The organism is Macrococcus epidermidis, from assembly GCF_024205965.1.
GTDB classification, from domain to species: domain Bacteria; phylum Bacillota; class Bacilli; order Staphylococcales; family Staphylococcaceae; genus Macrococcoides; species Macrococcoides epidermidis.
In genome coordinates this window covers 1,453,730-1,476,280 of sequence record NZ_CP073819.1, presented here as the reverse complement: position 1 = coordinate 1,476,280, position 22,551 = coordinate 1,453,730, and the positions used below count along the sequence as shown (strand labels likewise).

The following is a 22,551-nucleotide window of genomic DNA, read 5'->3' as shown; positions in this document are numbered from 1 at the left end:
GATTTGAACTTCAAGCTTTTTAATATTATTATTCAAATTTAAGCGCGTCGCCATCGAATGATTCATCTGCAACTTTAATTGAATCAGTGGGACATCCTTCAAATGCATCGATCATATCTTCTTCTAATTCTTCCGGTATTTCCTGAGTTCCTTGGTTATCATCTAAAATAACATAGGCAATACCTTCATCATCATAATCATATATATCAGGTGCTGCTGCACCACAAGCACCGCAAGCGATACATGTATCCATATCAACGATCGTATATTTACCTGCCATATTTTTTCGCCTCCTCACACTTTCATGCTACACTAGTTATAACATACATAACTATTTTAGTGATAGTTAAGCACATTTTCAACAAAAATATTTCAGGGTGACAAAATGAAATCGATTAATCGTTATATAAAGTCGCATTACTTACCAGACAAATCAGTTAAAAGTTTATGGAAATTATTAATTGGTGCAAGAACTCAGCAAACTTATTTCGACGCAGTGATGCAGGATTTATTACCAGTTTATGAATTGTATCCAAATGTTTCATTTGAGGCTGTCACTCGACTCGTTCGTAATGATAGTGAGGAAAATATCAGTCTTAATAATAATCTCAAACTATATCCATATTTTTACTATGCAAGTGAGCTATCTTTTTCTTCATTTGTATTATTGCTTCAAACAGTTTCAGAATATCTCTATCATTCTTCAGACTATTTACCAAGTTCAAATCGTTTATTTATACAACAACATGTTAAGCAACTATTTACGAAAATTAAAAAAGAAGATCAATTTATTCAGTTAGCCCAGGAAGTTGATGATTTATCGCAGTATATCTTTAAATCAACTGGTAGCTGTTATTTTATACATTTTCTGCATGGTCATCAAATAAGACCTGATAGTTATGAACAATTATCTAAACAATTTAACTTAAGTATTGATGAGATAAAATCTCAAATGATCACCGAAAAGAATTTGATGCTTCATGCATTTAAGACGCGTGAATATAAGTTATTAAGTTATTTATATGTCAGAACGCCACTGCATATCAATACGAGTGATACGTATCAGCGATTAATTAATGGCGACTCAATAGATATGATTCAGCGAAATAAATCAGTAAGAATACATACGATACAGGATCATATTATTGAAATATTGATTAAAGACTATCCTCTGGATATTTCAAATCATCTATCAGAACAAGAATATATAACCATCAAAGAAATTATCGAAAACAATCGATACGGGAAACTAAAGACATTGTATGAAATTTCGCCGATAAAGGATTATTTCAAACTAAAAATCGCAATCGTAAAATATAAAATGGAGCAATGCAAATGAATGCAATCAATAAAATTTTACAAGAAACTTTTGGTATAGAAAGCTTACGAGAAAATCAAATTGAAATTGTTCAAAAGATTCTTGAGGGACATGATGTATTAGCGCTTCTTCCGACAGGTTCTGGGAAATCTCTAACTTTCCAATTGCCGATGCTGGTAAATAATAAAAAGACCATAGTCATATCGCCATTAATTGCATTAATGGAAGATCAGGTTATGCAGCTTAAACAAAAAAAGATCAAAGCATGCTGTATACATAGTCAGTTAGATGATATGGACAAACAATTATTACTATCTCGTATTGAGACATATGATTTTATATATTGTTCACCTGAATGGCTGGTTACAAATGGTCTGAATTATTTAAAGCACTATCGTTGCGAAGCAATTGTAATAGATGAGGCACATTGTATCTCTGAATGGGGGTATGAATTCCGCCCCCATTATTTGATGATTGATGAAATTGTGTCTTATTATGATGCACAGGTTATTGCATTAACCGCCACTGCAAATGATCAAGTGATATATGATATTCAGCACGTTATTAAAAGAGAATTAACAGTAATGGATTATTTAACGGAAAGAGAGAATATCTTTTTATCCGTAGTAAATACAAATGATGATGCAGACAAACTGTCCCTTATTTTAGAAACTTTAAAAGCATCTGCTGCAACTGTTATTTATTTTTCTTCAAAGAAACAAGTTGAATACGTGTATAGATATCTTTTAGAACAAGGTATAATGGTAGAACGCTATCATGCAGATATGCAATATGAAGAAAGAATGTCAGTACAACAACGCTTTATGAATGATGAAATACAGGTGATTTGTGCGACGAATGCATTTGGTATGGGTGTTAACAAATCAAATATTAGAACAGTAATACATTATCATATGCCTAAATCTATTTTTCAGTTTATTCAGGAGATAGGTAGAGGAGGGAGAGATGGTGAATTATCACAATCTATATTATTATATAGTCCAAATGATGAGATCCTTCCATACCGTCTTAATGAATTAAATGAATTGACGCATACTGAGATAGATTTATATTTTCAAGGTGCAGCACTAACTGAGGAAAAGCAGGAATTAATGAATATACTTTCAGCAAAGTATAACAGAGAAGAAATAATACGAAAAATTAGGCAACACCAGTATATGAAGCGAACAGCATTGACACAAATGATTGAATACATTAATGAAAAAAACTGTTTCACACAAAAATTAAATCAATCCAGTTTAAACAAACAAAATGTAAGAGATTTAAAAAGTATGGAGCATGATAATATATTAAAGTGTAAAAGTTGTGCGCAATGCAATGAACAAGTTAAAATCTCCTTTGAACAGCAAAGTTATCATGTTCAAAAAAAGTTCGGAAAAACGCTTCTAAATCAACTGTTTAATGATTTATATGTCTTTACTTAAGCAACATATTTTGTCTATAATAAATATGTATTATTAAAATATTAATTAAGTGGGTGGATATTGTGTCAAGAGATAATTTCAAAGATGAATTTGAAAAAAGTAAACAGAAAATTGAACGAGAAAGACAAGAATTGTCAGACCAAGATCAAGCTGTTGAAAATGAAGCAGTTAATGAAGATAAAGTGGATAGTGAACAAGTCAAAAAAACTGAATCAAATGAAATATTTCCACCACGCGGGGCTTCAAGAAGAAATCGTTCGCAGGAACGAAAAAATCGTGAAAAATCAATTCAACCCGATGAAAAAGTAACTTACGATGCGCAGACAGATAGAGATGCTGTTGAAACTAATGGAGAAGCGGTTAAAGAAAATAAAAAAAGAGACCGCTCAATTATCGCATCAGCTACAGGTGTTGGCGGAAGCGTAGTTGGAAATGTTGCTTCAAATAAAAGTGGAATTCATGGCAATAAAAATACAGCTCAGCAACAGACAGAAAAGGAAGTATCACAAAAAGAATCTAATAATAAGAAGAAAAAAGCTGCTGCAGGTGCAGCGGTAGTTGGTGCGGGTGCAACAGGTACTGCCGCAGCTGCAACATCAGCTAATAAAAAGCAGCATGACCATAAAGAGATTGAAGACAAAAAAGAAGATGATGGTAATGGAATGAAGAAGTATCTACCGTTTCTTGCAGCGATATTATTATTGATACCGATTATTTTCTTATTAAGTAACTTTATTAATAATCAGGATGAAGGTAAACCTAAAACAGAAGAAGTTGTTGTTAACAAAGGTAAAGAAAATAAAGATAAAACTGCAGCAACTAAATCAACAGAAGAAAAAGCATCAGAAGAAAAAGTGGCAGAAGAAAATAATAAAACGACGGAAGATGCTACGACAGAAAGTGCAGTCGCAGAGAATGAAAGTACTGAAGATACTGCTGCAAATTCAAATGATAGCAATACATCAACTAATAATAATGCAGCAACAACAAACAATAACGATGCATCAACAAACAATAGTAATTCAACTACAAATAACAATGCTGATAATACTTCTTCAAATAATACGGGAACAAATGGCGGTGCATCACATGTTGTTGGTGCAAAAGAAAATTTATATCGTATAGCAATTAAATATTATGGAAGTGGATCTCCGGAAAACGTTGAGAAAATCAGAAGAGCAAACGGTATTTCTGGTAACAATCTTTCTGCAGGTCAAACTTTAGTAATACCAGAATAACTATATACAAAGGGGATGGATTTATGTATTTAAAAACGATTATGATTCCGAAAGAAAAATGTTACGTAGCAAATCCAAATGATACGATTAAAAGTGTTTTGGATAAATTAGAACATCATGGAATTGATGGAATGCCTGTAGTAGAAGAAGGGAAATATATGGGTACAGCAACGCGATATGATATATTTAGACATTTCTTCTTTATGAAAACACCAAAATTACGTGATGAATTTATGGAACAAACTAAAATAGGAGAAATTCTTACTTTAGATGAATATAGTGTGAATGACACAACTTTCTTTGAAGAATCATTCTTAACATTACAGGATTTTCCGATTTTGAGTATTATTAATGACCGCAAAGAATTTTTAGGTGTTGTAACACGTTTTGATGTTATGGAACAATTTAAATCTGCATTTGGTATGAGTAAACCTGGTGTTCGTATCGCGATTACTTCTATTGATGCAGAAGGACGTATTAAACGTCTTGCTTCAGCTTTATCTAAATTTAAATTAAATGCCATTTCGTTTGTAACATTTGATGAAACAGACAAAATGCATCGCAGAATGATCGTTAAAGTTGAAGATCATAAAAATATCAAGAAGTTCACTAAATATTTAAAACAAAATGGATTTAAAGTATTAGATATTCAGGAAGATAATTAATAAAAGGGGACTCTTTAGCCGGAGTCTCTTTTTTTCGGAAGGTGAAACGAGTGATTAAGATTGAAAGTATTATTATTGGCGCAGGTCCATGTGGGTTATCTGCAAGTATCGAACAGAAAAAAGCAGGCATTGAAAATATCGTCATTGAAAAAGGAAATGTGGTTGAAGCAATCTATAATTATCCAACACATCAAACTTTCTTCTCAACAAGTGAAAAGTTAGGCATCGGTGATGTACCCTTTATTGTAGAAGAGCATAAACCGAAAAGAAACCAAGCGTTAGTATATTATCGCGAAGTGGTGAAGCATCATGATTTAACAATACATGCGAATGAAGAGGTAATCAAAGTTGAAAAGCTTCATGATCGTTTTATCGTAAGTACGAGTAGAGCAACGTATGAATGTACATATCTTACAGTTGCGACTGGTTATTATGGACAGCATAATACACTTGATGTTCCAGGGAGTGATCTGCCAAAAGTGCACCATTATTTTAAGGAGGCACATCCATATTTTGATCAGGATGTATTGATCATTGGTGGAAAGAATTCAGCGATAGATGCTGCACTAGAACTTGAGAAAGCGGGTGCTCGCGTTACTGCAGTGTATAGAGGAAGAACGTATTCTAAAAGTGTAAAACCATGGATATTACCGCTCTATGAATCTCTTGTTAATCATGAGAAAATCAAATTATATTTTGAAAGTCATGTAACAAACATCGATGAATCAACAGTTTCAATTAGTACGCCGGACGGTGAAATCAATATAAAAAACGATACAGTGTTTGCGATGATTGGTTATCATCCGGATTATGAATTCTTAGCATCTATGGGTATTGAGCTTGTGACAAATGAATATGGCACTGCGCCATTTTACGATCGTGCAACAATGGAAACAAATGTCGAAAATCTGTATATAGCGGGTGTTATTGCAGCAGGTAATGATGCCAATACAATATTTATCGAGAATGGAAAATTTCATGGTGGCATGATTGTTGATAGCATTTTAACTAAAAAGTCAAAATAAAAATAGGACAGTGATGTCCTATTTTTATTTGCTGAAATAAGAATTTAATGCTTCCTGGTCTAAATTATTGCTTAAAGCTATCAAAAGTTTAAGTCTTGCTTTCTGGCCGTTTAATCCATTCGAAAAAATAAGTCCTTTTTCTTTTAATTCATAACCGCCACCCTCATAGTGGTATGTATTACTTGCTATGCCGTTAAAACAGCGAGATACGAGTACTACTGGAATTTCTGCATCAATCAGTTTATTGATGCCGGCTAAACTAGAAGGCGGTAAATTTCCCTGTCCGAGTGCTTCGATTACTAAACCATCGTAGTTTTGCTCTACAAAGAATGAAAGTAATGCTTCATCAAGATCACTATGTGCTTTGATTAATCCAACTTTTTTTGTTTCATCTACTTTTACGAGTGGATGATTCAATATTGGTAAGTGATGGAAATAAACATTATTTTTAGTGACGATACCGAGCGGTCCGTAATTTGGACTCTGGAAGGTACTCGTATTAGATGTGTGTGTTTTAGTGACGTTAGTGGCACTATGAATTTCATCGTTAAATACAACTAATACGCCTTTATTTTGACTTTCTTCATGACAAGCGACTTTTATTGCAGAAATATAATTATATAATCCATCTGATCCAATTTCATTTGAAGAGCGCATTGCACCAGTTAATATGACCGGAATACTTACATTCAGTGTTAAGTCCAGGAAATATGCAGTTTCTTCTAAAGTATCTGTTCCATGCGTGATCACGATACCATCATAATTCTCATTATAGATTTCCTGAATAATTTTCTTTCTAAGTTCATTCATATGTTGAATGGTGATATGTGGTGAGGGCACTTGGAAAGGGTGGATTTCAGTAATATTGGCATAAGCGTCTAACTGGATATTCGACATCGGATTGACTTCGTTTGTTGTAACGTATCCTTCCGCATTTTCTGACATACTGATTGTACCACCAGTATGCATCACAAGAATATTTTTCATATTTATCCTCCAAATATACAACGTATAACTACTATGATAAAATAATTAAGATTAAACGACAAGGTAGGTAATAAGATGAAAAAGATTAATATTGCAGTGGATGGTCCTGCTGCAGCTGGTAAAAGTACCATTGCAAAACTTGTCGCATCTGAACTTGGCATGGTTTATGTCGATACAGGTGCGATGTATCGTGCTATAACACTTGCACATTTAGCACAACCTGAAGTAGATTTTGAAACACTTGTCCAAAATATAAACTTAAAAATTGTCAATGATAATGGTCAAAAAATTTATTTAAATGGAGAAGATGTTTCAGAACGCATTCGAGAAAATGATGTAACTTTAAATGTAAGTCATGTTGCAAGTCAAAAAGCTGTAAGAGAGAAACTTGTGGGTATACAGCAGGAGATGACAGCCGCAAAGGGTGTTGTGATGGATGGTCGTGATATCGGTACGCATGTTATCCCAGATGCGGAACTTAAGGTATATATGATAGCGTCTGTAACTGAACGTGCTGAAAGAAGACTAATAGACAATCAACAACGAGGCATTGAAGCAAATTTCGAAGATCTCGTTAAAGATATAGAACGACGTGATCATCTCGACATGACACGCGAAATTTCACCTCTAGTGAAGTCAAATGATGCGATCGAGATTGATACAACTGGCATGACGATTGAAACGGTGAAAGATAACATCATTACATTAGCACGTGAAATTATTGAGAATTAAAGCGAATTTCTTGACTTTATCGTCAATTTATAAGAAGTTTATTATAAGCTATAAGCTGTAAACTTTGAGGAGGCGTCCCTAATGACAGAAGAATTTAACGAAAACATGATTTTAGAAATTAATGAAGGTGACAAAGTAAAAGGCACTGTTCAATCAATTGAAGAGAAACATGTTGTATTACAATTAGATGGTGCTAAATATGATGGAATCATTCCAATCAGTCAATTATCAAGCTTACGCGTTGAGAATGCGGAAGATGTTGTAAAAGTTGGCGATGAAATTGAAGCATATGTGACTAAGATTGAAGACAAAGAAGAAGATGGTCACTACATTTTATCTAAACGTAAATTAGATGAATCTGAATCGTTTGAAACCTTACAACAAAAGTTTGAGAATGGAGAAACTTTAGAAGCTGAAGTTAAAGAAGCTGTTAAAGGTGGATTAGTTGTAGATGTTGGTTTACGTGGATTCATCCCGGCATCATTAATTTCTACAAGCTATATTGAAGATTTCTCTGATTATGTTGGAAAAGTATTAACATTAAAAATTGAAGAATTAGATCAAGAAAAAAATAGAGTAATCTTAAATCATAAAGTGATTGAAGCTGAACAAAACAAAGCTTTAAAATCAGAACGTCTACAAAATTTAGAAGAAGGTGAAGTGGTTGAAGGTGAAGTGCTTCGCATGACAAATTTCGGTGCTTTCGTTGATATTGGCGATGTAGATGGTTTAGTTCATATTTCTCAAATTACACATGACCATATTGATAAAGTAGAAGATGCATTATCAGTAGGTGATAAAGTAAAAGTTAAAATTTTAAGTGTTGATCCAGAAAATGAACGTGTGTCATTATCAATTAAAGCTGCTTTACCTGGGCCATTTGAAACAATTGATGAAAAATTCAAAGTTGGAGATGTGGTTGAAGGTGAAGTAATGCGTTTAGCGAACTTCGGTGCATTTGTTGAGATTGACAAAGGTTTACAAGGTCTTGTTCATATTTCACAAATTAGCCATGAACATATTGGAAATCCAAATGAAGTATTAGAAGCTGGTCAAAAAGTTAAAGTTAAAATCTTAGATATTAATAAAGATGAAAAACGTATTGGATTATCAATTAAAGCAACTGAAGAACAAACTGAAGACTTTGATACTTCTTATTTAAATAATCAAACTACAACGGATGAAGACGCACCAACTTTAGGTGATGTTTTCGGAGATAAATTTAAAGGTTTAAATTTATAATTTAGTTTTTACATGTCGATATGTATACAGATAATACTGTATGCATATCGGCATTTTTTATATCGATTTGATAAACACACTTTCTGTGTTAAAATAGAACAGATATTATTTGAGAGGAAGAACAAAATTGACAAAACCAACAATAGCGATTGTAGGCCGAGCGAATGTCGGCAAATCTACAATCTTCAATAGGATTATAGGAGAGCGTGTCTCAATCGTAGAAGATACGCCGGGGATAACGAGAGATAGAATATATTCAAGTGGTGAATGGTTAACACATGAATTCAATATCATTGATACTGGTGGTATAGAACTTGGCGATGAACCTTTTCAGGAACAAATTCGTGCGCAGGCAGAGATTGCCATTGATGAAGCAGATGTCATTATTTTTATGGTTAATGGTCGTGACGGCATTACGATTGAAGATGAATTTGTAGCGAAATTATTATTCAAATCAAGTAAACCAGTCGTACTTGCAGTGAATAAAATTGATAATCCAGAAATGCGTACTGATATTTATGAGTTTTATTCTTTAGGATTTGGAGAACCTTTCCCGATTTCTGGTTCACACGGATTAGGAATTGGTGATTTACTGGATGAAGCTAGTAAACATTTCCCTGAACAACCTGAAGAGGAATATGATGATAATGTCATTAAATTCTCTTTAATTGGTCGTCCAAATGTAGGTAAATCTAGTTTAATAAATGCAATATTAGGTGAAGAACGTGTAATCGTGTCACCTATTGCAGGAACAACACGTGATGCAATTGACACGGTTTATACATTTGAAGATCAGGAATACGTTATGATTGACACTGCTGGTATGCGTAAAAAAGGTAAAGTATATGAAACGACTGAACGTTATTCTGTATTACGTGCATTAAAGGCAATCGAAAGATCAAATGTTGTATTAGTAGTGCTTGATGCTGATACTGGAATTATCGAACAGGATAAGAAAATTGCAGGTTATGCACATGAAGCGGGGAAAGCAGTAGTGATTGTTGTAAATAAATGGGATACAGTTGAAAAAGATTCTAAAACGATGAAGAAATTTGAAGATAAAGTGAGAGAGAACTTCCAATTTTTAGATTATGCGCGAATTGCGTTCGTTTCTGCACTTGAAGGTAAACGATTAAAAACATTCTTCCCATTCATCAATGAAGCAGGTGAAAATCACCGTAAACGTGTTCAAAGTAGTACTTTAAATGAAGTTATAACAGATGCTGTTGCGATGAATCCAACGCCAACACATAATGGCAGTCGATTAAATATATTCTATTCAACACAAGTTGCTATCGAACCACCGACATTTGTTGTTTTTGTAAATGATGTAGAAATGATGCATTTCTCATATAAACGATTCCTTGAAAATAGAATAAGAGCAGCATTTGGATTTGAGGGCACACCAGTTCATATTATTGCCCGCAAACGAAACTAAGGGGTGTAATTAATGACAAACGTTTCTGTAATTGGTACCGGAAGCTGGGGTACTGCACTAGCAAATGTCCTCGCTGATAACGGTCATAATTGTCTGATGTGGGGTAAAACTGAAGCGACAATTAATGAATTAAATGAACAACATACGAATCATAAATATTTACCTTCGGCACAATTGAATAAATCTTTAAAAGCAACAACTAATTTGAAACAAGCAGTGCGGCATGCTGAAATATTAATTTTGGCTGTTCCGACAAAAGCGATACGTTCTGTAACGATTCAAATCAATGATGTAAGTGAAGCGCCAAAAATAATCATACATGTTTCCAAGGGAATCGAACCTTTAACTTTTAAACGTATCTCTGAAATGATTGAAGAGGAAATGGATACTGCGCTATTAAAAGGTGTAGGTGTATTAAGTGGACCTAGTCATGCGGAGGAAGTAGCTATAAAACAACCAACAACGGTAGCAGTTGCATCAAAAGATATATCTGTTGCTCGAATCGCACAGGATTTATTTATGAATGAATATTTCAGAGTCTACACTAATGATGATTTGATCGGTGTAGAAATCGGTGGTGCCTTAAAAAATATTATTGCATTAGCAGCAGGTATTACAGATGGTTTAGGTTATGGTGATAATGCTAAAGCTGCACTTATGACACGTGGTTTAGCTGAAATTACGAGACTTGGTACTAAGATGGGTGCAGATCCAATGACATTTTTAGGTTTAGCCGGAATTGGAGATTTAATTGTAACGTGTACATCAGTACATTCACGTAACTGGAAGTGTGGGAACATGCTTGGTAAAGGAGCAACGTTAGATGAGGCATTAGCTCAGATGGGGATGGTTGTTGAAGGTGTTAGAAGTACGGATGCAGCTTACGAAATGTCTAAAGCCTTTAATGTTGAAATGCCGATAACTTCTGCGCTCTATAAATTATTATTTGAAGGATTAGATGTTAATACTGGTGTCATGGAACTCATGAGCCGAGAAAAAAAGAATGAATAGAGGGAAATTATGTTCAATATATCTAAAATGGACCTAATGTGGGTTTCTTTTTATTCATTAGGCCTTATGTTACTTGCTATGATGTTAATTTACGTAGCGCGTTTTAAAGTAAAAAATAAAATTTTAAATGTAATTGTTACCGGCTTAGCTTATATTGCGCTCATTATAAGTGCATTACTCATGTTTGTCGTGTTAGGTGGGTCGAGCCATGGGTAAAAGAATTATTGGATTATTGCTTGTAGTATCATTTATCTTATCAGGTTGTATGTATCCGAAAGAAGAACTTGCTCAAAATCAAGTAGCGCCTGAAGATCAGTTAAAAATGGTACAAAGTGCTGTCGATAGCTATCAAAAAGATAGTGGAGGTTTATTACCAATTAAAGAACGAGATATGTCCTACGAAATTTACTTAAAACATCCTGTAGACTTTGAAAAATTAAAACCAAAATATTTATCTCAGTTACCAGGAAGTTCTTTTGAAATGGGAGGCTACTATCAATACGTTTTAATGGATGTAGAAAAAAATCCTACTGTTAAATTAATCGACTTAAGAACTTCTGAAGCTTTGAAAAATTTAAGGATACGACTTGAGACAAAATCAGATATGCTCGCTTTAGGCAAAAAAATTGGACCAAACCTTTATAAGATAGACTATAAAAAATATGGACTAAAAAAGTATCCGACAGTAAAAAGTCCATATAGTGATGAAAGTCTACCGATATATATTAATGGTGGTAATGAATTTAAAATCGATTATACGATTGATCTTGGTAAAAAGATTAATGAAAATCATCTTAAGTTAAAGAAAGGTACAGATATCAGATACATTCTTTACAAAGATTCTCCAGTATTACCAGCATATTCTGTTCCATATACAATAAATGAGAAAAATGAACCAATTTTCAGAACAGTACAGCATTAAAATGAAAAATTTATTCATTTTTTTGTATTAATCGTTGCAGTGACAACGTTTATTATGTTAAAGTCATTACAGAATGATACTTTCGTATCATTTACATAACCTTTGGGGAGGTGAATTGACGTGAATAAAACAGACTTAATCAATGCGGTTTCAGAAAGTGCTAACTTAACTAAAAAAGAAGCAGGTTTAGCTGTTGATGCTGTTTTTGAATCAATTCAAAAATCATTATCAAATGGTGAGAAAGTACAATTAATCGGTTTTGGTAACTTTGAAGTTCGTGAACGTGCTGCTCGTAAGGGTCGTAACCCACAAACAGGTAAAGAAATCGATATTCCAGCTAGTAAAGTCCCAGCATTTAAAGCTGGTAAAGCATTAAAAGACGCAGTTAAATAATTGTGTTATAAAAAGCCCGAATAGGGCTTTTTATTTTTGTCCTAATCGGTTTAATCTTGTTTAAATTTTCTAATATTAAGTTATAATAGAAAAAGAATAAACGATAGAGGTAAAGACGATGAGCTTTTATGAAAGATTCCTAAACGATATTGACCAATTAAAGAAGCGATATCCCTTTTTCGAAATGATACAAGTCAACCAGGATATATTAGCACAAACGAAATTGTTAGATCTTGATGATCAGACGAAATGTGCGATACTTGCGATTGACACAAGTATGCGCATGCAGGATATGGTGGATGATAGCAATAAAGATCGATATGTGCTCTCAACCGATTTATTAAGTGCATTATTCTATCGTTATTTAGCATCACCTTTCCAACAAACGCAATATCAGGTACTTACTGAATGTGTTGCAAGACAAAATGAACTTAAGCAACAATATTCGCAGTCAAATGATCCTGCAGTGAAAGAAAAAATCGATAATATTTTTGTAATGCCTTTTATGGCTTAACTATACATAGATGAAAGTGGTGGCTTAAATGTCAAAACCAATGACAAGCGAAGAAAAAACTGAAATGGTACATAACGTCTTTCAAAACGTTTCAACAAAATATGATAAATTAAATGACATTATTAGTTTCAATCAACATAAAGCATGGCGTAAATATACGATGAAGCAAATGAAAGTAAAAAAAGGTTCAATAGCTTTAGATGTTTGTTGCGGTACAGGTGACTGGACGATACAGATGGCTAATGCGGTTGGACCAGGCGGTCACGTAACCGGCCTTGATTTTAGTGAGAATATGCTCGAAGTAGCGAAGAAGAAAGTAAAGGGTTATGACAATATAGAACTAATTCATGGTAATGCGATGGATATGCCTTTTGAAGATAATCAATTTGATTATGTAACCATTGGATTTGGTTTAAGAAACTTACCGGACTTTGAAAAAGGATTGGCAGAAATTTATCGTGTCTTAAAACCAGGTGGCATGATTGTGATTTTAGAAACAAGTCATCCAACCATGCCTGTTTTTAAAGAAGGATATACATTGTATTTCAAATATGTTATGCCATTGTTCGGAAAAGTATTTGCAAAATCAATGAAAGAATATAGCTGGTTACAACAATCAGCTTTTGATTTCCCTGATAAATATACATTAGCAAAATTAATGGCAGGTGTGGGTTTTACCCATATTAAATTTAAAGGATTTACTGGTGGCGTAAGTGCGATGCATAAAGCTTACAAACCTAAGAAATAATAAAAGAAATGGATGGTTGCAATGAGTTATAAGTCATATTTAAAACCACATATCACTAGAGTTGAAGCGCATTTAAATCGAGTTATCCATAGCAACTCAAATGTGATACAACAGGCAAGTATGCATACATTGCAATCAGGTGGCAAACGCGTCAGACCGATGTTTGTCTTACTAACGGGTCTGATGGGTGATGATAAATATTATGAAAATCTATTAAATACTGCTGTAAGCTTAGAATTAATTCATATGGCAAGTTTAGTTCATGATGACTATATTGACAATAGTGATAAACGTCGTGGCGTAATGAGTGTGCATACTGCATTTGATAAAGATATTGCACTTCGAACAGGTCACTTTTTACTGGCTAAAGCATTAACAAATATTAGTGATATTAATCAAACAGATTTTCATAAAGTATTTAGTCAGACCATTCTGGAAGTATGTTTCGGAGAGTTTGATCAGATGGCAGATCGATTCCAATATCCAATATCATTTACACAATATTTACGTCGTATTAATCGTAAAACTGCGATATTAATTGAAGCCAGTTGTGTACTTGGTGCGATAAGTACTTATGTTGAACGATCATCATTATTTCATATTCGCAAATTTGGGCATTATATCGGCATGAGCTATCAGATTATAGATGATATGTTGGATTATACAAGTGATGAAATAACATTAGGTAAGCCAGTTGCTAGCGATATTCGTAACGGGCATATCACATATCCATTAATGGCAGCTATAAATAATAAAGATAATCCTGAAAGATTAAAGTTAGAACAAATTATCATCAATCTGGAAAATAAACAAAACGAAGCGATATTTGAATTCATTATCAACAATGTAAGAACTTATGGCATTGAAGCTACGAAACGCTTAAGTAAACAGTATGCGGAGAAAGCAAAATATCATTTAAATCAATTACCAGATAGCGAAGAAAAAAAGCATCTTCTGGAAATACATGAAAAAATGCTTTACCGTGTATATTAGGAATTGAAAGAAATCGCTTACAATGATAAAATATTCTAGGCTACACAAAAAACAATGAGGTAGGGATAAATAATGGAAAAAACTTTCTTAATGATTAAACCTGATGGCGTAGGACGAGGACTTGTTGGAGAAATCGTAAAACGCATCGAAAACAAAGGGATTAAAATTGTAGGTGCTAAATTAATGACAGTGTCTGAAGATTTAGCAAAGACACATTATGGTGAACATAGTGAAAAACCTTTCTTCGGAGAATTAGTTGATTTCATTACTTCTGGACCAGTTTTTGCAATGGTTTTAGAAGGGGAGAATGTAGTGGAAATTGGACGTACATTAGTTGGTAAAACTAATCCTGCTGAAAGTGCACCAGGAACAATTCGTGGTGACTATGGTATGACAGTTGGTAAAAATATTATCCACGGTTCTGATTCAGTAGCATCAGCGGAAAAAGAAATCGCATTATGGTTCAAACAAGAAGAAATTATAGATTACAACTTAGTTACATCTACTTGGGTGTACTAATTGATATTTTGTTTTAAAAAACTTATAGCTGTAGGCTTTTTGAAAGCTTATAGCTACTTTTTTAAAGTTTTTGATTAAAAAAAGGGCAAAAAAAGGGCATATTTATTATATAAAATATATTTAGATAATTCCTATTTATTAAGGAGCAATCATGATTAACTTAAAAATAAATAATATTGGTAAAATTAGAAATGCTGACATAAACATAGATGGAATAACTGTCGTTGGTGCGAAAAATGATAGTGGAAAAAGTACAATTTCTAAAGTGTTAGGTACTACGTTTATTAGCATGAATAAATATAAAGATAAATTTCAAATGTATAGAATAAATAATATACAACAAATTACAAATAGAATAATTGATTTGCTTGAAAATACATTAATTGATAACAATATCAATATTAATGAATTACCAATTGAACTACGTGAATTAATTGATTTTGAAGATGGTGGAATATTTAACTTTAGAACTTTTAGAAGGTTAAATAAAAAAAGCTTTAAAGAGAATTTAGAAATATATTTAAAAGCATTAAATGGTTTATATAATGAACTGAATAAATATATTACTTATGAGAATAAAACTAAAATTAAAGAATATTTTGATGATATTGATAAATTTTTTATTACAAATATTAATGATCACAAATCATCATTAATTTTAGAATTTTTCGAACAAACATTCGGAAAACAAATTGTAAGTTTTCACAATACTAAAGACGCTCAAATTAAGATTTCTGAAAATAATTCAGTGGTTTTTAACTTAGAGTTTAATGATCATGGGAAAATAAACTATGAAAAGAATATCGTGAATAATAGTTTGATTAAAAATATAGCTTATATAGATAATCCTCAGATATTAGATAATGTTTCAAGCAATGCATTTTTACTCTTTAATGATTTTATGGATAATAACATTTTTAATGATTCTCTAAATAACATGTTAATGCACAAGAATGATAGAGAGCTTACTTTTAAAGAGATTGGTAACAACAATAATATTCTTAAAGAAATAAATAATATTGTGAAAGGTAATATGAAAAAAAGAAAAAATTCACTTTCTAAAGCATATTATTTTGAAAAAGGAAGTTATCAAATTGAAACTCGAAATGTGGCAAGTGGAATTAAATCTTTTTCAATTTTACAAATTTTAATTGAAAATGGTTGGATAAATGATGAATTATTACTTATATTTGATGAGCCAGAAACTAATTTACATCCGGTATGGCAGGTTAAATATGCTGAAATACTTTATTATTTGCATAAAAAATTAGGTGTGAAGATGTATATAAATACTCATAGTACTCACATAATTGAAGCTTTTCAAATACTATCTAAAAATGATGATAAAACAAATTTTTATATGCTTGAAGATATAAATCAATATTCAAATTCGGTGAGTTTAGAAAATAAAATTCAATTATTATATGAAGAATTAAATGGTGCATTTGATTTGTTAGATACTTTAGAGATTAATAAATATTTTTCTGACGAGGATAAGTGATGAATAACGATAATATAATTGACTTAAAAGATATAAAAAATTTAAATAACAAGCATATTGAATCGTTTAAAAATATTTCTTATGATGATAGTAATGGAGTCTATCTAGTAAAATCACTTGAAAATGCATATAACTTTGATAAATTACATTTTGACTATTGTCAAAGAAAGAATTGTAATGCAACAAAAACACCTGATTCAATTTATTGCACATCTAATACCTATCATTTTATTGAATTTAGAAATATGGATGCTCTTAATAAGGATTTTTTTGAGGATATCAGATTGAAAATGATTGAAGGAATAGAGAACTTGATAAATATTTTTATCGAATGTAATGTTTTTAATAGAAGATCAGACATACATAATTATCCAATGAAATTTGTTCTTGTTTATTCTAAAGAAAAATATGATGAAAAAGTTAATAAAATTTCAGAAAGATCAAATAGACAAGCTAGGTTTAGGTACACTTATAGAAATCATCAAGCATTATTAGAAAAAATGAATCAATATAAAGGTTATCCATTCAAAGATATAATACTAATTTCAAATGAAGATTTTGATGATCAATTTGTTCCACAATTAATAATGAATTAGTAATTTTAATAAAGAAAGAAATTTCATGTAGCTTCAATCATAGTATTACCTAATTTATTAATATATATATAAATTTTTACTAGATGAAGTATTATTTATTAACTCTTTGATAACAAATGAAGTATTCCGTTGGTTACTTTTTTAAATCTTTTGCTACTGCACTCCTGCCATATTACTTCGGTGCTAAATTTTGATCTTTGTGTATACATTATTATTTAGATAACTATTATATTTTTAAATTTAAATGCATCCAGGTATAGATTTAATAATATTTATGTATGCAAATTAAAAATCAGTAAATTTGTTTAATTTTGAGCATATTTAAATAATATAATCCGTTTAATATAAAAATTGCCTACTATAGCATGAGTTATGAAGTAACTCGCAGTTAATAACTTTTCCATTCTTAAATATTTATATACCACATATTTGTGTTGTATTGAAAATTTTTGATTATCCTCAAATATGAGGTTAATACTATTTAACTAAATTTTGAGCTAAGTAAATGCATTCGTATTTTAGAGAACCGACATTTCCGTTTTCTGAATAACTTTAAATACGTCCAAGTGTGGATACATTAATCAATGCGCTCAATTTTGAGCGTAATTAAATATAGTTATCAAGCCTATATATGGACTCGTTAAATTATGCACAACATAAATATAAAAAAAGAACCGCAATAAGCTAGGTCATGAAGTAAGTGATATTGAATTTAGTTTTTCAATTATATCTTTATCCATTTTTCAGTAACATGTGAGTACACTTGTAATGTTGTTTTATGATCTGTATGCCCAACACGATTCATTATAGCTTTTAGAGACCCCCCTAATTGTGATAAAGTAGATATATGCGTATGGCGAAGTGTATGGGTCGTTATGCGCTCATTTATTTTTTCAGGGTATTTATCATTATTTTTTATAAATTGCACTGTATTGGCTAATTCTTAGTTTATTTTGCTAGTATATAATGGCTTACTTAAGGTATTGGCAAATTATTAAACCACGATTGTTATTATTATATTCCCACTGCTTAGATTTCTTATTTTCTATAACTTCCATCAATAGTAGTGTCAATGTTCTTAGGCTCCGTCATTTTAATCACAATCTTTTTAAATTATTATTTTATATTTATATAATTCTCTCTTAACTGCTATTAATTTGATAATATTTTAACTATTTAGAGCCTGGTGCTTCGGTCATATAGGATTTGTATTATTTAATGATCTAGTTTCTCTGTTAGAATGTTTTGTTATAGGTTTATTTTCCGCCAAAATCTTCTACCAAGTAAATAGGTAAAATGCTATATATTTTTGTATTAATAAATATATGTATTTTTTATTGTTTTTAATAAATGTGTGTTATATTTTTTATATAGCATATCGGGCGATTGTAGTCAGATTGTTGTACTCATACTTATTGATTATGCGATACACTTTTTGACTACTTAAAAATGAGTTCTACAGCTAAGTTTAAAGTGTCATATCGAATGACTTAGTCTTCCTTTGAATTCACCCGATTCACTCTATACATTACGTAAAGAGGGGCAAATTAATACCTGATAATTTAAACGGCTCAGTAGTTTTTGGCGTTGATAAAGGTCTGTCGAACGAGATAGTTGATCCTAAGTTCATATTATTAATAGAGTCTTCCATCCCTTCGATTTTAATTAATGCTGATTTACCTGTATAGTGACCAAGTGGGTTAGTGAGTTTACCTAACCCCATTAAATCTGAGACGGCGACTGTTCCAAGATCCAAAGTTGTTATCGCCGTGGCTTTTTATCCACGGCTTCTTTATGTTTCCATAAAGTTCAGTATATGTTTTTATCCTATATTTATTTCATTTTAATATTTAGAAAACTTCTTAGGCTTTTTATACATTTGAAAATGGAGTCGTAAAACACGACCTCATATTTTTTATACTATTTTATTTAGAGGGTTTCTTAGATTTTTATATATTTAAAAATGGGGGTCGTAAAACACGACCCCCTTTAAAATATATATAGTAATATATACAAACGTTAATTAAATCTCTAAGTAACATTGTGATAAATGTATAGATAAACCTATTCAATAATTAATAAATTTTTAAAATGCATAGTTAGTATATATAAATAATATTATATAGTTAATACGTTATGTTATTACGACTATCACAACGTAAATTTGCGTTTTGATTATTATTGTAAATTAAGTAGGTGTATGTTCTGCTAAAAAGAGAACATACCTTAAAATAATAATTCAAACTCTCTAAACCACATTGTCAAAATGGAAATGTGGTATTTTTAAGATTTTCAGATAAAAAAATATTTATAACATGTCCCCATTATTGTCGCCTTTATAGTCACAAACCACTTACAGTTTTATTTATATATAAATATAGCCCAATATTTCAGACGTATTAACAATATAAGGCAATAGCCTCAAATTTGAGGTTATTACATATTTAAAAATAATAGAGACAAGATTTCGGCCATATAATTTAGTGTTATTATGACCTATATAAATAATAGTGACCTCGTATTTCACGAGGTCATGAGGTAAGAATTATTGTGTCTAACTTATTAATTAAATCTTTATCCATTTTTTCAGTAACGTGTGAATATACCTGCAATGTAGTTTTATGATCTGTATGTCCTACACGATCCATTATAGCTTTTAGAGATACCCCTAATTGTGATAAAGTAGATATATGCGTATGGCGAAGTGTATGGGTCGTTATGCGCTTGTTTATTTTTTCGGGGTATTTATCATTACTTCGAATAAATTGTACTGTAGAGGCTAATTTTTCGTTAATTTTGCTAGTATGAATTGGATTCCCTAAAGTATTGGTGAAAACAAAACCACGATCATTATAATTTTCTTCCCACTGAATTGATTTTTTATTTTCAAGCATGACTTTATTTAAAATATCAATGCTTCTTTTATTTAATCCTATTTTTCTATAACTTCCATCATTTTTAGTGGTGTCTTTAATACCATAAGTATTTTCCGCTTTATTCTTTTCCCACAGAATAGAACCATTTATTAATAATTTTTCATTCTCAAAATCTATATTCTCATTTTTTATTGCTAGTAATTCAGCTATACGCAAACCATTTAATGCCTGGAACTCTACGATAAGGGGAATAAGCATATTATTTCTATTTTTGCTTGGATGATTATTTTGAGAATTTAAATCATGCATGGCTTTTAAAAGTATTTTTAACTCTTCAATCTCTAAATAATTATTACGTTTACTTTCAATATCCTGTATTGTTTTTACTTTTGTAGGTACCTTTACATCTTGTAAAAAAGCTAAGTTATCTAAACCATATACAACAGAAGCATGTTTAAACACACGATTAATAACAGATTTATAACTTATCATAGTTGAATTACTTAAATTATTTTCATGCCATTTAATAAACATATCTTGTACATGTTGATATTTATAGTTTTTTATTAAATCATGTTCAGGAACAATTAACTTTATAGCATTTACTATACTTCTTTTTTCCTTTACTGTACTACTTTTAACACCAGCAGTATTTGAATATACTTTTAACCATTCATCACATGCTTTATGAAAGGTTAGAGATTGTAAATCAGTATTTTCTATTGAATTTCTTTTTTCATTTATTTTTAACTCTAACCGCTTCAATGCCTCTTTTTGAGATGGTTTAGTATTTTTATTCATAACAACGGAAACACGACGCCATTTCTCAGATAGTGGATCTTTATATTTTTCATAGAAGCGATACTTAGTATTACCTTCTTTGTCTATGAATGCTTCACACCACATATAATCACCTCATAACTATTTAAATATTAATTCTTACTTATGTTTTGATAGTACTCATTAATAATATTTTCAAGATATTCTATATATTCTTTTTTAGAAGCGAAATTTTGAGGGTGTATTTCAATTTCTTTAATTGATTGTTCAAATTCATCTATATCTTCTATGGCTAGATTATAGAGATAAGCAATTTTTTTACTATCTGACATAGGATATTTATTTTGCAAATCTTTAATTTTTTTCATAGCATTATCAAGTATATTATCTATGTCATTAATAAGTTGTTGTGATAAATTATTTTCTAATATATCTAGAACATATATATTTCTTTCATCGAATTCTATTTTCATTGACTCAGGGTATCTATCTATTTCTTCATCAGGCTTTAGATAATACAATGAATCTAAAGTGTTTAAGATTAAATTTTCATTTGTTTTTACCATATCTTTATAGTAATCTTTAAAAGTTTGCAAAAAATAAAAATAGATAACTGATTTATGTGTTGGTAATTTGTCTATTATATCCTGGGGAGATCTGAAAGTTTCTTCTAAAAAGGGTACAGATAATATTTTTTTTATAGAATAGATTAATATCGATTCGAATTCATAAGTATCTTTAAAATAATTTAGAGCCTTTATATCATAATCATTTAAAACATCAGATTTAATAATTTCATCATATATTTGCTTTCCAACATTCATGTATATTAGATCTTCATTAATTCTTTCTTTTTCTACATCAAAACCAGCAAGCCATTTTTCATTAACATTTAAAGCTTTTGCAATAAGATTTAACTTATCGTTTTTGGGTTCGTACTTTCCATTGATATAGTCACTTATTGAGTTTCTTCCAATACCTGTACTCTTTGATAATTCTGATTGGGATATGTTTTTTTCTTTTAGAACTAATTTAAGTCTACTACTGAATGAAGTCATTTTATCCCTCCTCTAAAAAGGAATATACCACTATATATAATAAACTTCAATAAAATTTGTACGGTTTTCTGTGCATTTTTTGTTGACATACTTAATTATATAGAATAAGATAGTTTTGTACAGAAAACTGAACTAGGAGGTTTTATATGTCGGATGTAAAATTTGATTATTCTCTATTAATCGAGAGAATGAATGAAATGAACTATACTAAAACTAAATTGGCTAAGGAAATGTCTATAGGTAGAACCACATTGAATGAAAAACTTTCAAATAATACACTTTTTAAACAAAATGAAATCAAATTGATGTGTAAACTATTAAAAATTAAAAGCTCAAAAATTAATGATTATTTTTTTAAAGAAGTTGTACAGAAAACCGTACAAAAATAATATGTGGGAGGGAGATTTTATGTGGAGAATATTAAAATCATCTATTTATTTAATTGTTATTTTTTGTGTGAGCAATACATTTACAAGTACCAGTTTGGGATTTTTATCATTAAGTTATTTCTTATCTTTAGGGATCTTAAGTTATGAAGTGATTTGCAATG

General features: G+C 30.9%; 25 protein-coding genes. 19 read left to right on the top strand and 6 right to left on the bottom strand.

The genetic code is table 11. The features are described 5' to 3' along the window. Positions 1-28: 28 nt before the first annotated feature. The gene (locus KFV12_RS07760; protein WP_099578285.1) at positions 29-280 is read right to left on the bottom strand and encodes a ferredoxin; all 252 of its coding nucleotides are present in this window, start codon (positions 278-280) and stop codon (positions 29-31) included. A gap of 105 nt (positions 281-385) precedes the next feature. Here KFV12_RS07760 and KFV12_RS07755 point away from each other — a divergent pair, with 105 nt between their 5' ends. From KFV12_RS07755 to KFV12_RS07735, 5 genes are all read left to right on the top strand, one after another. Continuing rightward, positions 386-1,339, top strand: coding sequence for a helix-turn-helix domain-containing protein (locus KFV12_RS07755; protein ID WP_111715047.1), 954 nt, complete (start codon positions 386-388; stop codon positions 1,337-1,339). After that, positions 1,336-2,763 (top strand): RecQ family ATP-dependent DNA helicase, encoded by a 1,428-nt coding sequence (locus KFV12_RS07750; protein ID WP_170122454.1) that lies wholly within the window; start codon positions 1,336-1,338, stop codon positions 2,761-2,763. The genes KFV12_RS07755 and KFV12_RS07750 overlap by 4 nt, the downstream gene beginning before the upstream one ends. 62 nt (positions 2,764-2,825) lie before the next feature. Further along, positions 2,826-4,001 (top strand): LysM peptidoglycan-binding domain-containing protein, encoded by a 1,176-nt coding sequence (locus tag KFV12_RS07745; RefSeq protein ID WP_254256507.1) that lies wholly within the window; start codon positions 2,826-2,828, stop codon positions 3,999-4,001. Positions 4,002-4,024: 23 nt separating this feature from the next. Then, a complete protein-coding gene (locus KFV12_RS07740; RefSeq protein ID WP_111715043.1) occupies positions 4,025-4,666 on the top strand; it encodes a CBS domain-containing protein in 642 nt (213 codons plus the stop codon). A gap of 50 nt (positions 4,667-4,716) precedes the next feature. Beyond that, a complete protein-coding gene (locus tag KFV12_RS07735; protein ID WP_254256506.1) occupies positions 4,717-5,691 on the top strand; it encodes a YpdA family putative bacillithiol disulfide reductase in 975 nt (324 codons plus the stop codon). Positions 5,692-5,715: 24 nt separating this feature from the next. Here KFV12_RS07735 and KFV12_RS07730 read toward each other — a convergent pair whose 3' ends face one another. Beyond that, positions 5,716-6,678: an asparaginase gene (locus KFV12_RS07730; protein WP_254256505.1), complete on the bottom strand. Its 963-nt coding sequence runs from the start codon at positions 6,676-6,678 to the stop codon at positions 5,716-5,718. Between the two features lie 75 nt (positions 6,679-6,753). Here KFV12_RS07730 and cmk point away from each other — a divergent pair, with 75 nt between their 5' ends. The 13 genes from cmk to KFV12_RS07665 all read left to right on the top strand — a co-directional run bounded on the left by cmk (position 6,754) and on the right by KFV12_RS07665 (position 17,287). Further along, on the top strand, positions 6,754-7,410 hold the full coding sequence (cmk, locus tag KFV12_RS07725) for a (d)CMP kinase (protein ID WP_254256504.1): 657 nt from the start codon (positions 6,754-6,756) through the stop codon (positions 7,408-7,410). A gap of 81 nt (positions 7,411-7,491) precedes the next feature. Further along, positions 7,492-8,652 carry a 30S ribosomal protein S1 gene (gene rpsA, locus KFV12_RS07720; protein WP_254256503.1) on the top strand — a complete coding sequence of 387 codons (1,161 nt, stop codon included), beginning with the start codon at positions 7,492-7,494 and terminating at the stop codon, positions 8,650-8,652. 127 nt (positions 8,653-8,779) lie between these two features. Next, positions 8,780-10,090 (top strand): ribosome biogenesis GTPase Der, encoded by a 1,311-nt coding sequence (der, locus tag KFV12_RS07715; protein WP_254256502.1) that lies wholly within the window; start codon positions 8,780-8,782, stop codon positions 10,088-10,090. Positions 10,091-10,102: 12 nt separating this feature from the next. Continuing rightward, positions 10,103-11,101, top strand: a complete 999-nt coding sequence (locus KFV12_RS07710; protein WP_254256501.1) for an NAD(P)H-dependent glycerol-3-phosphate dehydrogenase — start codon at positions 10,103-10,105, stop codon at positions 11,099-11,101. Between the two features lie 9 nt (positions 11,102-11,110). Continuing rightward, positions 11,111-11,317 (top strand): DUF2768 family protein, encoded by a 207-nt coding sequence (locus KFV12_RS07705; RefSeq protein WP_099578261.1) that lies wholly within the window; start codon positions 11,111-11,113, stop codon positions 11,315-11,317. Beyond that, a complete protein-coding gene (locus tag KFV12_RS07700) occupies positions 11,310-12,023 on the top strand; it encodes a YphF family lipoprotein (RefSeq protein ID WP_111715033.1) in 714 nt (237 codons plus the stop codon). Before KFV12_RS07705 ends, KFV12_RS07700 begins: the two co-directional genes overlap by 8 nt. 120 nt (positions 12,024-12,143) lie before the next feature. Beyond that, positions 12,144-12,416, top strand: a complete 273-nt coding sequence (locus KFV12_RS07695) for an HU family DNA-binding protein (protein ID WP_096076444.1) — start codon at positions 12,144-12,146, stop codon at positions 12,414-12,416. Positions 12,417-12,534: 118 nt separating this feature from the next. Next, positions 12,535-12,930: a hypothetical protein gene (locus KFV12_RS07690; RefSeq protein ID WP_254256500.1), complete on the top strand. Its 396-nt coding sequence runs from the start codon at positions 12,535-12,537 to the stop codon at positions 12,928-12,930. A 40-nt stretch (positions 12,931-12,970) separates the two neighbouring features. Continuing rightward, positions 12,971-13,678 (top strand): demethylmenaquinone methyltransferase, encoded by a 708-nt coding sequence (locus KFV12_RS07685; RefSeq protein WP_254257646.1) that lies wholly within the window; start codon positions 12,971-12,973, stop codon positions 13,676-13,678. Positions 13,679-13,699: 21 nt separating this feature from the next. Then, positions 13,700-14,671 (top strand): hexaprenyl-diphosphate synthase large subunit, encoded by a 972-nt coding sequence (gene hexs-b / locus KFV12_RS07680; RefSeq protein ID WP_254256499.1) that lies wholly within the window; start codon positions 13,700-13,702, stop codon positions 14,669-14,671. A 72-nt stretch (positions 14,672-14,743) separates the two neighbouring features. After that, a complete protein-coding gene (ndk, locus tag KFV12_RS07675; RefSeq protein WP_240837896.1) occupies positions 14,744-15,190 on the top strand; it encodes a nucleoside-diphosphate kinase in 447 nt (148 codons plus the stop codon). Between the two features lie 151 nt (positions 15,191-15,341). Further along, the gene (locus KFV12_RS07670) at positions 15,342-16,691 is read left to right on the top strand and encodes an AAA family ATPase (protein WP_254256498.1); all 1,350 of its coding nucleotides are present in this window, start codon (positions 15,342-15,344) and stop codon (positions 16,689-16,691) included. Continuing rightward, the gene (locus KFV12_RS07665; protein ID WP_254256497.1) at positions 16,691-17,287 is read left to right on the top strand and encodes a hypothetical protein; all 597 of its coding nucleotides are present in this window, start codon (positions 16,691-16,693) and stop codon (positions 17,285-17,287) included. The genes KFV12_RS07670 and KFV12_RS07665 overlap by 1 nt, the downstream gene beginning before the upstream one ends. A gap of 724 nt (positions 17,288-18,011) precedes the next feature. Here KFV12_RS07665 and KFV12_RS07660 read toward each other — a convergent pair. The 4 genes from KFV12_RS07660 to KFV12_RS07645 all read right to left on the bottom strand — a co-directional run bounded on the left by KFV12_RS07660 (position 18,012) and on the right by KFV12_RS07645 (position 22,001). Beyond that, positions 18,012-18,215, bottom strand: coding sequence for a tyrosine-type recombinase/integrase (locus KFV12_RS07660; RefSeq protein WP_254256496.1), 204 nt, complete (start codon positions 18,213-18,215; stop codon positions 18,012-18,014). A 600-nt stretch (positions 18,216-18,815) separates the two neighbouring features. Next, a complete protein-coding gene (locus KFV12_RS07655) occupies positions 18,816-19,043 on the bottom strand; it encodes a hypothetical protein (protein ID WP_254256495.1) in 228 nt (75 codons plus the stop codon). Between the two features lie 775 nt (positions 19,044-19,818). Further along, on the bottom strand, positions 19,819-21,069 hold the full coding sequence (locus tag KFV12_RS07650) for a tyrosine-type recombinase/integrase (protein ID WP_254256494.1): 1,251 nt from the start codon (positions 21,067-21,069) through the stop codon (positions 19,819-19,821). Between the two features lie 26 nt (positions 21,070-21,095). Further along, positions 21,096-22,001, bottom strand: a complete 906-nt coding sequence (locus KFV12_RS07645) for a helix-turn-helix domain-containing protein (RefSeq protein WP_254256493.1) — start codon at positions 21,999-22,001, stop codon at positions 21,096-21,098. 146 nt (positions 22,002-22,147) lie between these two features. Here KFV12_RS07645 and KFV12_RS07640 point away from each other — a divergent pair, with 146 nt between their 5' ends. Then, positions 22,148-22,390 (top strand): DUF739 family protein, encoded by a 243-nt coding sequence (locus KFV12_RS07640; protein WP_111744923.1) that lies wholly within the window; start codon positions 22,148-22,150, stop codon positions 22,388-22,390. Positions 22,391-22,551 lie beyond the last annotated feature (161 nt).

Coding starts and splice junctions, on each gene's coding strand:
- KFV12_RS07760 (WP_099578285.1), bottom strand. CDS start 280: ATGGCAGGTAAATATACGATCGTTGATATGGATACATGTATCGCTTGC.
- KFV12_RS07755 (WP_111715047.1), top strand. CDS start 386: ATGAAATCGATTAATCGTTATATAAAGTCGCATTACTTACCAGACAAA.
- KFV12_RS07750 (WP_170122454.1), top strand. CDS start 1,336: ATGAATGCAATCAATAAAATTTTACAAGAAACTTTTGGTATAGAAAGC.
- KFV12_RS07740 (WP_111715043.1), top strand. CDS start 4,025: ATGTATTTAAAAACGATTATGATTCCGAAAGAAAAATGTTACGTAGCA.
- KFV12_RS07730 (WP_254256505.1), bottom strand. CDS start 6,678: ATGAAAAATATTCTTGTGATGCATACTGGTGGTACAATCAGTATGTCA.
- cmk (WP_254256504.1), top strand. CDS start 6,754: ATGAAAAAGATTAATATTGCAGTGGATGGTCCTGCTGCAGCTGGTAAA.
- rpsA (WP_254256503.1), top strand. CDS start 7,492: ATGACAGAAGAATTTAACGAAAACATGATTTTAGAAATTAATGAAGGT.
- KFV12_RS07710 (WP_254256501.1), top strand. CDS start 10,103: ATGACAAACGTTTCTGTAATTGGTACCGGAAGCTGGGGTACTGCACTA.
- KFV12_RS07705 (WP_099578261.1), top strand. CDS start 11,111: ATGTTCAATATATCTAAAATGGACCTAATGTGGGTTTCTTTTTATTCA.
- KFV12_RS07700 (WP_111715033.1), top strand. CDS start 11,310: ATGGGTAAAAGAATTATTGGATTATTGCTTGTAGTATCATTTATCTTA.
- KFV12_RS07690 (WP_254256500.1), top strand. CDS start 12,535: ATGAGCTTTTATGAAAGATTCCTAAACGATATTGACCAATTAAAGAAG.
- KFV12_RS07685 (WP_254257646.1), top strand. CDS start 12,971: ATGACAAGCGAAGAAAAAACTGAAATGGTACATAACGTCTTTCAAAAC.
- hexs-b (WP_254256499.1), top strand. CDS start 13,700: ATGAGTTATAAGTCATATTTAAAACCACATATCACTAGAGTTGAAGCG.
- ndk (WP_240837896.1), top strand. CDS start 14,744: ATGGAAAAAACTTTCTTAATGATTAAACCTGATGGCGTAGGACGAGGA.
- KFV12_RS07670 (WP_254256498.1), top strand. CDS start 15,342: ATGATTAACTTAAAAATAAATAATATTGGTAAAATTAGAAATGCTGAC.
- KFV12_RS07665 (WP_254256497.1), top strand. CDS start 16,691: ATGAATAACGATAATATAATTGACTTAAAAGATATAAAAAATTTAAAT.
- KFV12_RS07650 (WP_254256494.1), bottom strand. CDS start 21,069: ATGTGGTGTGAAGCATTCATAGACAAAGAAGGTAATACTAAGTATCGC.
- KFV12_RS07645 (WP_254256493.1), bottom strand. CDS start 22,001: ATGACTTCATTCAGTAGTAGACTTAAATTAGTTCTAAAAGAAAAAAAC.
- KFV12_RS07640 (WP_111744923.1), top strand. CDS start 22,148: ATGTCGGATGTAAAATTTGATTATTCTCTATTAATCGAGAGAATGAAT.